Below are 13035 nucleotides of genomic sequence, written 5' to 3' on the forward strand. Positions count from 1 at the left end.
AGCATCAGGAGCGGCTATGTCTTCGAGTGTCGAAGTTGTTGAAAAGATGTATCACTGCTTTAAGTCAGGCGATATGACTACCCTCAAAGCAGAGGTCTTTGCAGAAGATTTGAAGTGGCACCTACCCGGACACCACCCCCTCGCGGGAACCAAACACGGCGTTGATGAGGTTCTCGCTTTTTTTGGGCGTTTGCGAGGTTTAGGGCTGCAAGTAACGCCGATCGGCATGGGTGAATTGAACTCTGGCACGGTCGTTGAAATGTATCGGGCAACAGGTGATGTGAATGGCACAAAACTACAAGCGTTGAACTGCAATCACTACACCGTCGAGAACGGCAAAATCACCGAAGTACAAGTGTTAATGGCTAACCAGCACGGCTACGACGCTTTCTTTTGGGAAGCTTACCATTTGAAACCGATTCCCGATCGTTTGGTCTAAAGAGACTGAAGACTAAAGACTTTGGACAAGAGACTAGATTCTTGAATGTTCCAAGTAGTTCAAAGTCCAATGTCCAACATTCCATGTCCAACATTCCATTATGCAACTAAGGAACAAAACAATGACTCCAACTGAAGAGCGAAATATTGCTTGCTTTACTCGATTTATTGAAGAAGGCCTGAACCGGAAAAAGATTAGCGATATTGCTGACGAATTTATCAACGGCAACATTGTTATGGAAGCGCCCGGTGTACCTACCGCAGACGGCAGACTCAAGGGTAACGACATTTTCAAATTCTTCACCAGCACATTCGTCGATTCATTCCCTGATGTGAAATGCTCAATGGCGTACTGCATTGCGGAAGGTGATGCACTTGCGGTCGATGTTTTGTATGAAGGGACTCACGCAAAAGACTTCGCTGGCGTTCCGGCAACCAATAAATATATTAAAGGTGGCGAACTCTGGTATATGCAGTTTGCCAATGGCAAAATTCGTCACCTGAGAATCTGTGAATATGGCACCCCGCTTCGCGCCATGTTGCTCGGTGAATAGTCAGCTAACTCAAACTTCTTAACCTCTACCTGCAAACCTTTTTGGAGAAACATTCATGAACCCCGAAGATTCTAAATCTACACTCGCAACGCTATTTGACGAAGTGTTGACCCAAGATCGTCAAGAACTCATTGATGAGCTATACGACGAAAGCTATGAATTTATCGTCCCCAAGCTGGCAGGCATGACCAGCAACGTTGTCCAGGGGCGTGAGAATTTCAAAAAGCGAGTGACAGCGTTCCGCAATTCTTTTCCTGATGTGGTTTACTCCATTGATAGTTTTGTTTCCAGTGGTGAGATTGTAGCGACAAGCTTCACGTTCAGCGGAACGCATACAAATGAGTTTGCAGGATTTCCTGCTACTAATCGTCGCGTTAATGTCACTGGCATTCACTTTGCTCAACTCAGAGACGGCAAAATTATCAAAACCTGGGCTGGCTTCACCAACATCGCAGAAGTATTGGCATCATAGTTTTTTGGGGGTCGTTCTCTGTACTAGTTGCATGATAAGTGACCCATAATTTCAATGACGATGAGCAAGGAGCTACCCCAATGTCTATTGAAGAAAATAAGGTGCTAGTCAATCGTTACTACACCGAGCTAATGAGTACGGGTGATTTGAGCTTTGTCGATCGCTACTTTGCCCCCCAATTTGAGTTCACAAATCCCACCCACACCGAGCCGTATCGCGGACAGGAATTCAAAGATCTTGTAACGATGTTGCGTGGTGCCTTTCCCGATCTGAAGTTCACGGTTGAACACATGCTTGCTCAGGGCGATACCGTAGTCGGCCACTGGACGGCACGCGGCACCCACAAAGGAACCCCGCTCAAAACCCTGAAGGGCGACATTCCCGCCAAAGGCAACCCGTTTGCAATTGACGGCATCTCCTGGATTCGGATTGAGAACGGCAAGTTTGTCGAAGCTCGAATCAATGAAGATACCCTCGGACTATTGCAGCAAATCGGTGCCCTGCCTGCGCCTCCCAAGCCTCCAGAGTTACCGATCGACTTAAATGAAGCAGTTGTCGATCGCTACTTCAACGAGTTGATGAATCAGGGCAAATTGGAAATTATTTCCGAAATCATGACCGAAGGTGTTACCTTTCGCATTCCCACCTTACCTGAACCGATTCGCGGTCACGATGGTCTAAAAGCATTCGTTACTGGGTTACGAACTGGTTTCCCTGATATTCAATTTAGTGTTGAGCGGCAGATTGCTGAAGCTAACAAAGTAGCCTCTCGCTGGTATATCACTGGAACTCACAAAGGTATATTCCTAGGTATGCCTGCTACGGGTAATGCCATCAAAGATCAAGGTGTTGACATTTTCATTCTCGAAGGCGGCAAAATTGCAGAAATTTGGGTTAACGAAAATGATCTCGGCTTGATGAAACAAATCGGTGCATTCGGCTAAAAAAGCCTTGCGCTTTACATTGGAGATTCTATTCTCAAAGCCCTGCATCCCCTTCACCTCAACACCTCTCAAGCTCATTCCTCATCCCTCATCCCCCTGGCAACTTGCCCATGAAATCTTACGACGCGATTATTGTTGGAAGTGGCCCCAACGCGCTCGTCAATGCAGCTTACCTAACTAAAGCTGGCTGGAGCGTTTTGATTTTAGAGAAAAAAGACCGCCCCGGTGGCGGTTTACGAACGGAAGCCCTGACGCTACCTGGATTCACTCACGATATCTATGCGGGCTATCTAATCCTATTTGCGCTGTCACAGGCGAATGTTGATTTTGGTGCAGATCTACAAGCTCGTGGACTGCAAATGATCGGTACTCAGCGTCCGGCTGGTGTGTCGATGCCCGGAGGCAAAGCGGCGGTGATTGCAACCGACATGGAAGCAAACATTGCAGAAGCAGAACGGCTGTCTCCTGGCGATGGGGCTGGCTGGATGCAAATGATTCAAACGATCGGGCAATATGCCCCCCAAGTCTTCAGTTTGTTGAAGATGAATCTGACCAGTCCCGAATCGGCGAATTTGATCGAGCAGTTGATGACGATCGGCGGCAAATATCCCGCCGCCTTCACTAGTGATTTTCTCGTTTCTGCTAGAGACGTTTTGACCTCGCTGTACAAATCTGAGACGTGGCAAGGCATTCTCGCGCCCTGGGTGTTACACAGTGGTCACGGGCCCGAAGATGCCAACAGTGGTTTTTGGACACATATCTTTGCTTTGGGTCTTCAGTCGGCTGGACAATTTGTGGCAGTGGGCGGGACAGAAATGTTAGCGAAATCGCTGGTAAAACTGATTGAAGATCAAGGTGGAGAACTTCAGTGTGATACGACCGTTAGTAAAGTTATTGTCGAAAACGGTAAAGCGGTTGGAGTCAGAACGGAATCAGGAGAAGAATACCGCGCAAGTCGGGCAGTTATTGCTACAGCGAATCCTGATCAACTGTATTTAAAACTGCTGGCGGATGAAGAAACTGTTCCTGCGATCGTCAAACAACAAGCAAGTAAATTTCGGTACGGTCACAGTGTGTTTCACATCCACTTAGCGTTAAACGAATCGCTTCGGTGGCATGACGATCGCCTTAACGATGTAATTTACACTCACATTACCGATGGCATTGACGGCGTTTCTAAAAACTATAACGAAACCACTTGTCATCTGTTGCCTTCTGAACCTGTGATCGGCGTGGGAAGTCCGACAATTCTCGATCCCTCGCGTGCGCCAGAAGGTAAAGCCGTCGCAGTTTTGCAGGTGTTGGATGTTCCCTACCAATTCAAAGGAGATGCGGCGGGAAAGATCAAAAAGATTGGCGATGGAACCTGGACAGAGGACATGAAAAAGCGGTACGCCGATCGCGTAATTGACCTCGCCAGCAAACACATTCCTAATCTGAAGGATGCCATTTTAGCGCAATCAATTCTCAGTCCGCTCGATGTCGAAAAAGGCAACGTCAACTGGAAATATGGTGACCCTTATAGTGGCGCTCATGACATTGCCCAGAGCTATCTGCTGCGCCCGATTTCTAGCCAGCCGAGTTATCAAACTGGAGTGCCAAATCTCTACATGATCGGAGCGGCAACTCATCCGGGATTAGGCATTGGCGGAGCGTCTGGCTACATCGTGGCTCAAGACTTGCTACACGAGACGAAAAGTTCTACAAAAGGACAAAAATAATGGCACAGGCAACAGCCGCCGGAAATGTGCGGATTGACTACGACGATTTGGGGCAAGGTGACTCAACTATCTTGTTGATGACCGCCTGGTGTATGAGTCGATCGGGCTATGGTCAACTTGCTCAAAAGCTGGCAAAAAACAATCGCGTTCTCACGTTTGACTGGCGCGGACATGGCAAATCTGAAACACCTACAGGTGATTTTGGAGCGAATGAGTTAGTCGAAGATGCGATCGCGGTCATTCAAGCCAGTGGTGCCCAAGAAATCACGCTCGTTTCGATGCATCATGCGGGATGGGTCGCGATCGATCTGCGTCGTCGATTAGGTTCCAAAATTGCGCGGATTGTTCACCTCGATTGGGTTGTGTTTCCGCCGCCTGACCCTTATATGAATCTAGTTCGAGGACTGGCTTCGCCTGATGGCTGGCAACAGGCGCGAGACACGCTGTTCACGATCTGGACAAATGGCATTCCCAATCCGCCTGAGTTGGTGAGCTTTATCAAAGAAGAAATGGGATCTTATCGCGGTGAAATGTGGATGCGATCGGGTCGTGAAATTGCCGCAGGATTTGATCAGTTTGGTTCTCCGCTTCAAGCGCTGTCCCAACTCAATCCACCCGTTCCGACACTACATCTTTACGGACAGCCCAAAGATCCCGGTTACCTGGTCGCACAGCAGAATTTTGCGTTTAAGAATTCCTGGTTTAGCGTTCATCAACTTAATGCAGAATCATTCTTTGCTCAATTCGATGCTGATGATGAAATTGTCACCGCCGTGGAAGAATTTCTTGCAAAACCCATTCTCTCTGCGGAGGCCGTATGAGTGAATTTGATTACAGATCTTTTGATTACATTGTAATTGGCAGTGGTGCAAGTGGCAGCGTGATCGCTAATCGGTTAAGTGCAAATCCTGACTGTCAAGTTCTGGTACTCGAAGCAGGCGATGCAGACAAAGACCCCAACATTCAAAAAATGGGCAGCTTTGTCAAACTGTGGGGATCAGAAGTTGACTGGAAGTTAATCACCGAGAGCCAACCTGGACTGGGCGATCGCTCCATTGTGATTGATCAAGGCAAGGTATTAGGCGGCAGCACTTCGATCAATGCGTTGATGTATGTGCGCGGCAACCGTCGTAACTTTGATGCCTGGGCTGCTGGTGGCGCAACGGGTTGGGGCTATGACGACGTTCTCCCCTACTTCAAACAATTAGAAGATTACGAAGGTGGCGCGTCTGACTATCATGGCGCTGGTGGCCCGCTAAAAATTCGAGATTGTCCAGAAGCGATCATGCGATCGGACGAATTCATGAATGCTGCGGCTCAAATCGGATATGACGCGCACTGGGATTACAACGGCGATCGTCAAGAAAATGGGGCAGGTCTGCTGCAATTTCACGTTGATGAGAATGGCGATCGAGTCAGTGGTGCGACCGCTTTTCTAAAACCTGTATTGAATTGTCCTAATTTGACGCTAGAACTGTGTGCAGAAGTGACTCGGATTCTCACAGAAGGCACTCGCGTTGTCGGCGTGGAATATGTGCAAAATGGTGAATTAAAGCAGGCGCGATCGACTCAAGAAGTCATCCTCAGTGCAGGCGCATTGCACTCTCCCAAAATTCTCATGCTGTCTGGAATCGGCGATGCAAAACAGTTAGCGTCACTCAACATTCCCGTCGTCGCTGACCTGCCAGGAGTCGGACAAAATCTGCAAGATCACATGCAGTTACCGATCGTCTTTCGCACGAAGGATGATCGACCCAAGCCTGATCTGCTCACTGGGAACACGCTGTTTGTCAATACTCGCAAGGATCAGCCCGATCAAGCACCGGATTTGCAGCTTAATTTTACGCCTGCGGTTCCCGTTCAGCTTCCGATTGACTTTGGTGTTCCGGCTTGTATCTTTCTAGCAATTTTAGTGCAGCCAGAAAGCATTGGAGACGTGAAGTTACGATCGAGCAATTACCAAGATCAACTCATCATCAATCCCAATTACTTACAGTCTAATGCGGATGTACAAACCTTTGTCTCTGCCATTCACTTAGCCAGAAAAATTGCAAACACTCCAGCATTCTCAGCGTTGAATATTGGCGAGCTTGTTCCGGGTGAGTTGAATGATGAAGCGATGGAAGGATTTATTCGATCGCAAGCCTCCACAATCTGGCACCCGGTCGGAACTTGCAAGATGGGAACCGACGATCGCGCCGTGGTTGATCCCCAGTTACGAGTGCGAGGTGTCAAGGGGTTGCGGGTTGCAGATGCTTCAGTAATGCCGATCGTGCCTAGTGGCAATACAGTCGCAGCCTGTTTCATGATTGGCGCAAAAGCAGCCGATTTGATTCTGTCTAAATAACGAATACAAGGAGAAAACACAGTGGAAAACGTACCCAATACTCGCTTAGGCAAACTCTATCGAGAACACATCGAACTCATTCTCAAAAAAGATATTGAAGCGCTTCTCAATCAGTATACAGAGGATGCTCTATTAATCAGCAGCTTCATGAAAGAGCCAAAATATTACCAGGGTCGTGATCAGTTGCGCGAACACATGCAGGGCATCTTGGGAATCGAAGGCTTAGAAACTGATATCGCATTCTGGGCAGAAACTGAGAATCCTGAAACGCTGATGATTGTTGAAGCCATCACCATGACGGCAGGCGGACAGGAAGCCAAAATGCGCTTTGCTGATAGCTGGGTGTTGCGCGACGGTAAGATTGCCATTCACTTTGCAGGCATGACCCAATATCCCGACGGTTCGGTAGCGTAAAACGCCTGAATGTTAAACCGTGACTAGATCCCCATCTACAGGCTTCAACGATTACTAACGGTAACAATTCCAAACTCATTATTTCAGAGGTTTATCATGTCTACAGCAACACAATCCGTCGCCCAAAGTTTCTACACCGTCTACAACGAAAACAAGCCCGATTTGTTGGACGAAATTCTCGCGGATACCTACGTTGGTCATGTAAACGGTCACGATATTGTTGGCGCAACTTCCGCAAAAGGATTCATCATCGGATTTTTGAGCGCTTTTCCTGACGCACATTACACCGTCGAAGACACGATCGAGAGCGGCGATCGCATTGTCACTCGCTGGGGTTGCACAGGCACCCACAAAGGCGCATTCTTTGGCGTGGAGCCAACTAACAAAGAAGTCACGATGATCGGCATCACGATTTTTCAAGTAGCTGACGGCAAAATTGCCCAACTCTGGAACAACTGGGATGTCTTTGGCTTGATGAATCAACTCAAGGGCTAATTGAGTTTTGAGTTTCAGGTTTTGGGTTGATGAATGCTGTGCGAACAGTTTAATGATAAAAGCTAAAACGCTAAACTTGCACAGTCAACACAAAATCTGAAATTCAAGATATATCACTCAGAACTCAATCCTTAAAATTATTGATCATGAAAGCACTCATTCTCGATAAACCTGGATCACCAGACACCTTCTACGTGTCAGAGATGCCCAAACCGCAACCGGGGGAAGGAGAAGTGCGGATCAAAGTCCACGCTGTTGGACTCAACCCAGCCGACTATAAATTTGCGCGTAGAGGCATGAAAGCCTGGACATATCCGTGGATTTCAGGGTTAGATGTCGCAGGTGTTGTCGAGGCGATCGGGCCCAACGTCACAAACTGGAAGATTGGAGATGCCGTCTACTATCACGGTAACTTAGCGAAACCAGGTGGCTTTGCCGAATATACGATCGCCAGTTCTCACGCAGTTGCGCCCCTTCCCCAAGGGCTGTCGTTTACAGAAGCGGCCGCGTTGCCTTGCTCAGGATTTACAGCGTATCAGGTGTTGCATCGTAAGCTGCATTTGCAAGCCAGACAAACGATTTTGATTCATGGCGGCGCGGGTGGTGTAGGCGGATTTGCAATTCAATTAGCGGCGATCGCTGGTCTCAACATCATCACGACTTGTTCTCCCAAAAACGCCGACTGGGTGCGTAAATTGGGCGCAACTGAAATCATTGATTACACCTCGGAAGATGTGCCAGCCGCGATCGCTAAAATCACCAATAGTAGAGGCGTTGACGGCATTATCGATACGGTGGGATCTGATAGCGCCACAACGGGATTGGGAATGCTGGCGTTTGGTGGCGGGATTGCTTGTGTGAATGGGTTGCCCGACTTTAGTCAGATGCGATCGTTTGGCAAAGCGTTATCTGTTCACGATGTGGCGCTCGGTGGTGCCTATTTGGAGAAAGATGTTCAAGCACAGAAAGATTTGGCGCGGATTGGACAAGAATTTGGCGAGCTTGTCACTCGCTATCAGATCAATTCTATGTTAGACGAAGTGATTCATTTAGAAGACATTCCCCATGCGTTAATGCGGCTGTCTCAGCGTCACGTTCGAGGCAAGATCGTCGCCCAAATTCAGCAGTAGCAAAGAGGTGATAGCCATGAAGCTGAAAGGCAAAAAGATTGGCATTTTAATGGAAAGTGATTTCTTTGAACATGAGATCTGGTACTACAATTTTCGGTTCAAAGAAGAAGGCGCAGATGTACATTTTCTAACGCGCTTGTGGGGTCAACCTTCTCTAACATTCAAAGGTCATGAATATCATGCGCCATTTGAGTGTCACGAAAGTTTTGAGAACATGAGTGTGCAAGAACTTCGCAGTTACTCAGCGATTATTGTGCCAGCGGGAATGGTGTCCGATCGCTTGCGCTGGACAGATGATCTCAGCCAGGAACCGCCCGCTTTAAAGTTTATGCGTCGCGTTTTTGCCGAAAAAACCATTATTAAAGGGATTATTTGTCATGGCATGTGGCTGTTGTCTCGCGCTCCCGAATTAGTCAAAGGTCGGCGGGTAACCTGTCACAACAATCTCTATGGAGATGTTACAAACATGGGCGCAATTTACACCGATCAAGATGTGATTGTTGACTTTGCAAACTGGCCCGAACCTGCTGATTTAGTCACGGCTCGAAGTGGTGGACACTGCCATTTATTTGCCAAACAAATCATCAAGATGCTGTCAGAACATCGATAGAAAATCCTAAGTTTTGAGTTGATTATTTCTTCTCACTCTCACCCCTCACTCCTCACTTTTTCACCTTCAAGAGAACCAACCATGCAGATTTTTTCTCAGTTAGCAATTACGTGCAAAGATGCGATCGCCACCGAACAGTTTTATACAAAATACTTCGGCTTCAAGCGGGCACGAGTTGCAAAACTCCCGGATGGCAATCAAATTGTGTTCATCAAAATGGCGGATAGTGCGTTCTATCTAGAAATCTTTCAAGCTAGCGAAGAGTCACCGCTGCCGCCTGCGATTAATGACGGCTATTCGTTCCCTTCAGTGCGTCACCTCGCCTTCAAGGTCAGCAGCGTTGACGAGAAACTAGCTGAAATTGGCGATGCCGCCCAGATCACACTCGGCCCATTGAATTTTGACGACTACATTCCGGGTTGGCGGACGGTGTGGCTGGCTGACCCCGACGGCAGAATTATCGAACTGAGTCAGGGCTTTGTCGATGAAGAAAATCCTCCTGCATTAGTCGATGAAAAAGTCGCCGTCAGCGCTTAATCAAAAGGAACGATCGACATGTCTGACAGCAGCGAGTTTGAAAGTCTGGCTCCCAAACCCAGAGCGCCTCACAGTAATGAACGATTGATGTTCTTTAGTGATGGTATTTTTGCAATCACGATTACCTTATTGGTGATCGAAATTAAAGTTCCCGAACTTCACGATGTCCCTGTAAATGAAATCGCTCCAGCATTGTTCAAAGAACTGGCTCATCTGATGCCTAGCATTTGGGGCTGTATTATCAGCTTTATGATTTTGGGCTTGTACTGGATTGCTCATCACAACATGTTTATGTCCATTAAGCATCACAATCATACGTTGCTGTGGCTAAACACGTTTTTCTTAATGTGCATTGCGTCTGTCCCGTTCACAACAGCGTTGATTAGTCATTATCCCGATCAACAAATTGCCGTAGTTTCCTATGCTGCGGTTTTGACGCTAACAGGGATTGTTCTCAATCTTATTTGGTGGTATTCCAGCACTCATCATTTGCTCGAAGAAGGCATTGAGCCAGAGTTTATAACCTTTGTGCATCGCTATATTCGGATTGCTCCGATCGTATACGCGCTCTCAATCCTGGCTTCATTTATCAGCGTTAATCTAGCTGAGTTTATGCTGATTGCTGTTTCGATCTACTACATCATTCCAAAGCGCTATCACCGCAAGCACTACAGACAGCTAGAGCGTCGTTTCAATCAGTAATTACTTTCTCGGAGAATGTTCTTATGGAACGCATGAATTTTACGTTTTCAGATCTGGTGACGGGGTATGTCACCTACTTCGATCGCACCGCCAAAAGCTTTGGTATCAAGACTTCTGACGGTCGCATCTACGACGCGCATCTCACGCCAGCCGCTTACGGACGAATCGCCCAAAACCTCGAAGAACCTTACAACGACTGCACCGGACGCTTCGCCGAATTGCTGTCTCCCGGTCAACACGTTTTTGCGTATGGCGTGTTTTATCCCCAGGGTGACGGGCACCGTTTTGACGTGAAATCTCTCGTCTTTCCGGGCGAAGCAGCAGATGATTATCGGCATGAAGAAGCGGATTGGTGGGTCAAGCAAGTACGGTCGATCGCAGACAGCTATCTCAAGTGGCAGTTCAACTATCCCACTAACGAAGTTGACTATCACGAATACCGCACTTATTTGCATCTCGCAGGTGCCAAAAAAGAAGACGATTTTCTGCAAGAAACGGACACCATTTCTCGGCTGGTTTACGGGTTTGCCTCTGCCTTCTTGATGACAGGCGAAGATCGATTTTTAGAAGCTGCCGAAAAAGGCACCGAATACCTGCGTGATCACATGCGCTTTTATGATCCCGATGAGGATTTGATCTATTGGTATCACGGCGTTCAAGTCACCGGAAATCGTGAACAAAAACTGCTAACTTCAGAGTTTGGCGACGACTTTGACGCAATCCCTGCTTATGAGCAAATTTATGCGCTGGCTGGCCCAATTCAGACCTACCGCATCACAGGCGATCCACGCATTCTCAAAGATGCCGAAATGACTGTCGATTTGTTTGATAAGTTCTTTATCGATCGTGAAGGCGGCGGCTATTTCTCACACATCGATCCGATCACCCTTGATCCGAGAGCCGAATCTTTGGGACACAATCGTGCCCGCAAAAACTGGAATTCCGTCGGCGATCATGCGCCCGCTTACTTGATCAACCTCTATCTGGCAACGGGTGAGCAGAAGTATGCAGATTTTCTGGAGTACACGTTTGATACGATCGCCAAGTACTTCCCCGATTACGACAATAGCCCGTTTGTTCAAGAAAAGTTTTTTGAGAACTGGAGCAAAGATCAGGAATGGGGCTGGCAACAAAATCGCGCCGTAGTCGGACATAACTTAAAAATTGCCTGGAACTTGATGCGAATGCAGTCTTTGAAATCCAAAGAAGATTACCAACAACTCGCAGAAAAGATTGCAACGCTAATGCCCAGAGTCGGCAGTGACCAACAGCGCGGCGGCTGGTATGACGTAGTAGAAAGAGAACTTGAGCCAGGAGACGAACATCATCGGTTTGTGTGGCACGATCGCAAAGCTTGGTGGCAACAAGAACAAGCCATTCTCGCCTACATGATTCTAAATGGCATCACCAAAAAAGAAGAGTATCTGCGCCATGCGCGTGAAGCGGCAGCCTTCTACAATGCATTCTTCCTCGACCATGATGACGGTGGTGTGTACTTCAACGTGTTGGCAAATGGATTGCCTTTCTTGATGGGCAACGAACGCTTTAAAGGCTCTCACTCAATGAGCGGCTACCACTCCACAGAATTGTGCTATCTGAGCGCCGTTTATACCAATCTGCTAATCACCAAACAGCCGATGGATTTCTACTTCAAGCCAATGCCTGGAGCCTTCAAAGACAACGTTTTGCGTGTCTCACCCGACCTTTTGCCTCCCGGTAGCATTCGGATTGGTCAATGCTGGATCGACGATCAGCCCTACACCGACTTCGACGCAAACGCCCTGACAGTCAAGCTTCCCGACACCACAGAGCGCGTCAAAATCAAAGTTCAGATTGTCCCCAACTAACCCAAATTAAGTCAGTTCGACGAGAGGGACTCGCTTCGTTTGCATCGGCTTCAGCCCCCTAAATCCCCCAAAATTGGGGACTTTGACCCAGAAAAAGTTTCAGAGTTCAAAGAAATTATGCTGATTCAAAGTCCCCCAGAATGGGGGATTTAGGGGGCGAATCCCTCAATAACGAAGTGAAGAAACTCGATCGAATTCACGTTAAATTCGTCAGATTGTTCGCTTCAATTGCAACGCCCAACATCCCCAAAAATTGAGAGATTTTGAACAAGATCTTAGTCCCCAAAAACTGGGGGGCACAAGCCGTAAATAACGAAGCGAAAAAGCTCGATCGAGCCATCTAACGAACTATCCCTAACTAGTCCTTCACTCATTGAGTTTGCATTCATGGAGATCACGATCAAACAATTGCCAGTCACACTGCTGGATGGAACCGATGAAGTCATGGCGATCGTCAAGTTAGTCGGCGACATCAATGGCAGCACTGCCTCCAAAGTTCAATCTGAAGTGTTGCCCGTGGCAGAGTCCAACAGTCGGCTGATTTTGGACATGACTCAAGTTCCGTATATGTCTAGTGCGGGTTTGCGAATGTTGCTTTCTGTTTACCGTCAGGTATTGGCTAAAGAGGGCAAAGTCATTCTCGTGGGACTTGCCGAAGACCTGCAAGATACCATGTCCGTCACCGGATTTCTCGATTTTTTCACCACCTGCAACACGATCGACGAAGGCTATGAAGCCCTCAACGTCAAGGTTCAAGTCCTTAGTTAATTGATCATTAATCATTGGTCATGAGTCGTTAGTTTCTAGTCTTCTACAGATGACCA

General features: G+C 47.7%; 15 protein-coding genes. All 15 read left to right on the forward strand.

Annotated elements, in window-relative coordinates:
- The first annotated feature begins 16 nt into the window (after positions 1–16).
- The 15 genes from ACKFKF_RS12160 to ACKFKF_RS12230 all read left to right on the forward strand — a co-directional run bounded on the left by ACKFKF_RS12160 (position 17) and on the right by ACKFKF_RS12230 (position 12979).
- A complete protein-coding gene (locus ACKFKF_RS12160; protein WP_446860525.1) occupies positions 17–439 on the forward strand; it encodes a nuclear transport factor 2 family protein in 423 nt (140 codons plus the stop codon).
- 100 nt (positions 440–539) lie between these two features.
- A complete protein-coding gene (locus ACKFKF_RS12165) occupies positions 540–992 on the forward strand; it encodes an ester cyclase (RefSeq protein ID WP_446867949.1) in 453 nt (150 codons plus the stop codon).
- Between the two features lie 55 nt (positions 993–1047).
- A complete protein-coding gene (locus ACKFKF_RS12170; protein ID WP_446867950.1) occupies positions 1048–1464 on the forward strand; it encodes an ester cyclase in 417 nt (138 codons plus the stop codon).
- Positions 1465–1544: 80 nt separating this feature from the next.
- Positions 1545–2408 (forward strand): ester cyclase, encoded by an 864-nt coding sequence (locus ACKFKF_RS12175; RefSeq protein ID WP_446867951.1) that lies wholly within the window; start codon positions 1545–1547, stop codon positions 2406–2408.
- A 110-nt stretch (positions 2409–2518) separates the two neighbouring features.
- On the forward strand, positions 2519–4129 hold the full coding sequence (locus ACKFKF_RS12180; protein ID WP_446867952.1) for a phytoene desaturase family protein: 1611 nt from the start codon (positions 2519–2521) through the stop codon (positions 4127–4129).
- Positions 4129–4950: an alpha/beta fold hydrolase gene (locus tag ACKFKF_RS12185; protein WP_446867953.1), complete on the forward strand. Its 822-nt coding sequence runs from the start codon at positions 4129–4131 to the stop codon at positions 4948–4950. Before ACKFKF_RS12180 ends, ACKFKF_RS12185 begins: the two co-directional genes overlap by 1 nt.
- Complete coding sequence (locus tag ACKFKF_RS12190) at positions 4947–6476, forward strand: GMC family oxidoreductase (RefSeq protein WP_446867954.1); 1530 nt, start codon at positions 4947–4949, stop codon at positions 6474–6476. Before ACKFKF_RS12185 ends, ACKFKF_RS12190 begins: the two co-directional genes overlap by 4 nt.
- A 21-nt stretch (positions 6477–6497) precedes the next feature.
- Positions 6498–6890, forward strand: coding sequence for a nuclear transport factor 2 family protein (locus ACKFKF_RS12195; protein WP_446867955.1), 393 nt, complete (start codon positions 6498–6500; stop codon positions 6888–6890).
- Positions 6891–6986: 96 nt separating this feature from the next.
- Entirely contained in the window at positions 6987–7385 is a 399-nt protein-coding gene (locus ACKFKF_RS12200; RefSeq protein WP_446867956.1) for an ester cyclase, read from the forward strand.
- Between the two features lie 146 nt (positions 7386–7531).
- Positions 7532–8515: a zinc-binding dehydrogenase gene (locus ACKFKF_RS12205; RefSeq protein WP_446867957.1), complete on the forward strand. Its 984-nt coding sequence runs from the start codon at positions 7532–7534 to the stop codon at positions 8513–8515.
- 16 nt (positions 8516–8531) lie between these two features.
- Positions 8532–9125: a DJ-1/PfpI family protein gene (locus ACKFKF_RS12210; RefSeq protein ID WP_446867958.1), complete on the forward strand. Its 594-nt coding sequence runs from the start codon at positions 8532–8534 to the stop codon at positions 9123–9125.
- 81 nt (positions 9126–9206) lie between these two features.
- Positions 9207–9662 (forward strand): VOC family protein, encoded by a 456-nt coding sequence (locus ACKFKF_RS12215; RefSeq protein ID WP_446867959.1) that lies wholly within the window; start codon positions 9207–9209, stop codon positions 9660–9662.
- A gap of 18 nt (positions 9663–9680) precedes the next feature.
- Positions 9681–10364 carry a TMEM175 family protein gene (locus ACKFKF_RS12220; protein WP_446867960.1) on the forward strand — a complete coding sequence of 228 codons (684 nt, stop codon included), beginning with the start codon at positions 9681–9683 and terminating at the stop codon, positions 10362–10364.
- Positions 10365–10387: 23 nt separating this feature from the next.
- Positions 10388–12211 carry an AGE family epimerase/isomerase gene (locus ACKFKF_RS12225; protein ID WP_446867961.1) on the forward strand — a complete coding sequence of 608 codons (1824 nt, stop codon included), beginning with the start codon at positions 10388–10390 and terminating at the stop codon, positions 12209–12211.
- A gap of 387 nt (positions 12212–12598) precedes the next feature.
- Positions 12599–12979 carry an STAS domain-containing protein gene (locus ACKFKF_RS12230; protein ID WP_446867962.1) on the forward strand — a complete coding sequence of 127 codons (381 nt, stop codon included), beginning with the start codon at positions 12599–12601 and terminating at the stop codon, positions 12977–12979.
- The last annotated feature ends 56 nt before the right edge of the window (positions 12980–13035 follow it).

The sequence above is a fragment of the Phormidesmis sp. 146-12 genome (genome assembly GCF_052939495.1).

What these genes read in the sequence shown, in the direction of transcription:
- ACKFKF_RS12160 (WP_446860525.1), top strand. Translation starts at nt 17, where the DNA reads ATGTCTTCGAGTGTCGAAGTTGTTGAAAAGATGTATCACTGCTTTAAG.
- ACKFKF_RS12165 (WP_446867949.1), top strand. Translation starts at nt 540, where the DNA reads ATGCAACTAAGGAACAAAACAATGACTCCAACTGAAGAGCGAAATATT.
- ACKFKF_RS12170 (WP_446867950.1), top strand. Translation starts at nt 1,048, where the DNA reads ATGAACCCCGAAGATTCTAAATCTACACTCGCAACGCTATTTGACGAA.
- ACKFKF_RS12175 (WP_446867951.1), top strand. Translation starts at nt 1,545, where the DNA reads ATGTCTATTGAAGAAAATAAGGTGCTAGTCAATCGTTACTACACCGAG.
- ACKFKF_RS12180 (WP_446867952.1), top strand. Translation starts at nt 2,519, where the DNA reads ATGAAATCTTACGACGCGATTATTGTTGGAAGTGGCCCCAACGCGCTC.
- ACKFKF_RS12185 (WP_446867953.1), top strand. Translation starts at nt 4,129, where the DNA reads ATGGCACAGGCAACAGCCGCCGGAAATGTGCGGATTGACTACGACGAT.
- ACKFKF_RS12190 (WP_446867954.1), top strand. Translation starts at nt 4,947, where the DNA reads ATGAGTGAATTTGATTACAGATCTTTTGATTACATTGTAATTGGCAGT.
- ACKFKF_RS12200 (WP_446867956.1), top strand. Translation starts at nt 6,987, where the DNA reads ATGTCTACAGCAACACAATCCGTCGCCCAAAGTTTCTACACCGTCTAC.
- ACKFKF_RS12205 (WP_446867957.1), top strand. Translation starts at nt 7,532, where the DNA reads ATGAAAGCACTCATTCTCGATAAACCTGGATCACCAGACACCTTCTAC.
- ACKFKF_RS12210 (WP_446867958.1), top strand. Translation starts at nt 8,532, where the DNA reads ATGAAGCTGAAAGGCAAAAAGATTGGCATTTTAATGGAAAGTGATTTC.
- ACKFKF_RS12215 (WP_446867959.1), top strand. Translation starts at nt 9,207, where the DNA reads ATGCAGATTTTTTCTCAGTTAGCAATTACGTGCAAAGATGCGATCGCC.
- ACKFKF_RS12220 (WP_446867960.1), top strand. Translation starts at nt 9,681, where the DNA reads ATGTCTGACAGCAGCGAGTTTGAAAGTCTGGCTCCCAAACCCAGAGCG.
- ACKFKF_RS12225 (WP_446867961.1), top strand. Translation starts at nt 10,388, where the DNA reads ATGGAACGCATGAATTTTACGTTTTCAGATCTGGTGACGGGGTATGTC.
- ACKFKF_RS12230 (WP_446867962.1), top strand. Translation starts at nt 12,599, where the DNA reads ATGGAGATCACGATCAAACAATTGCCAGTCACACTGCTGGATGGAACC.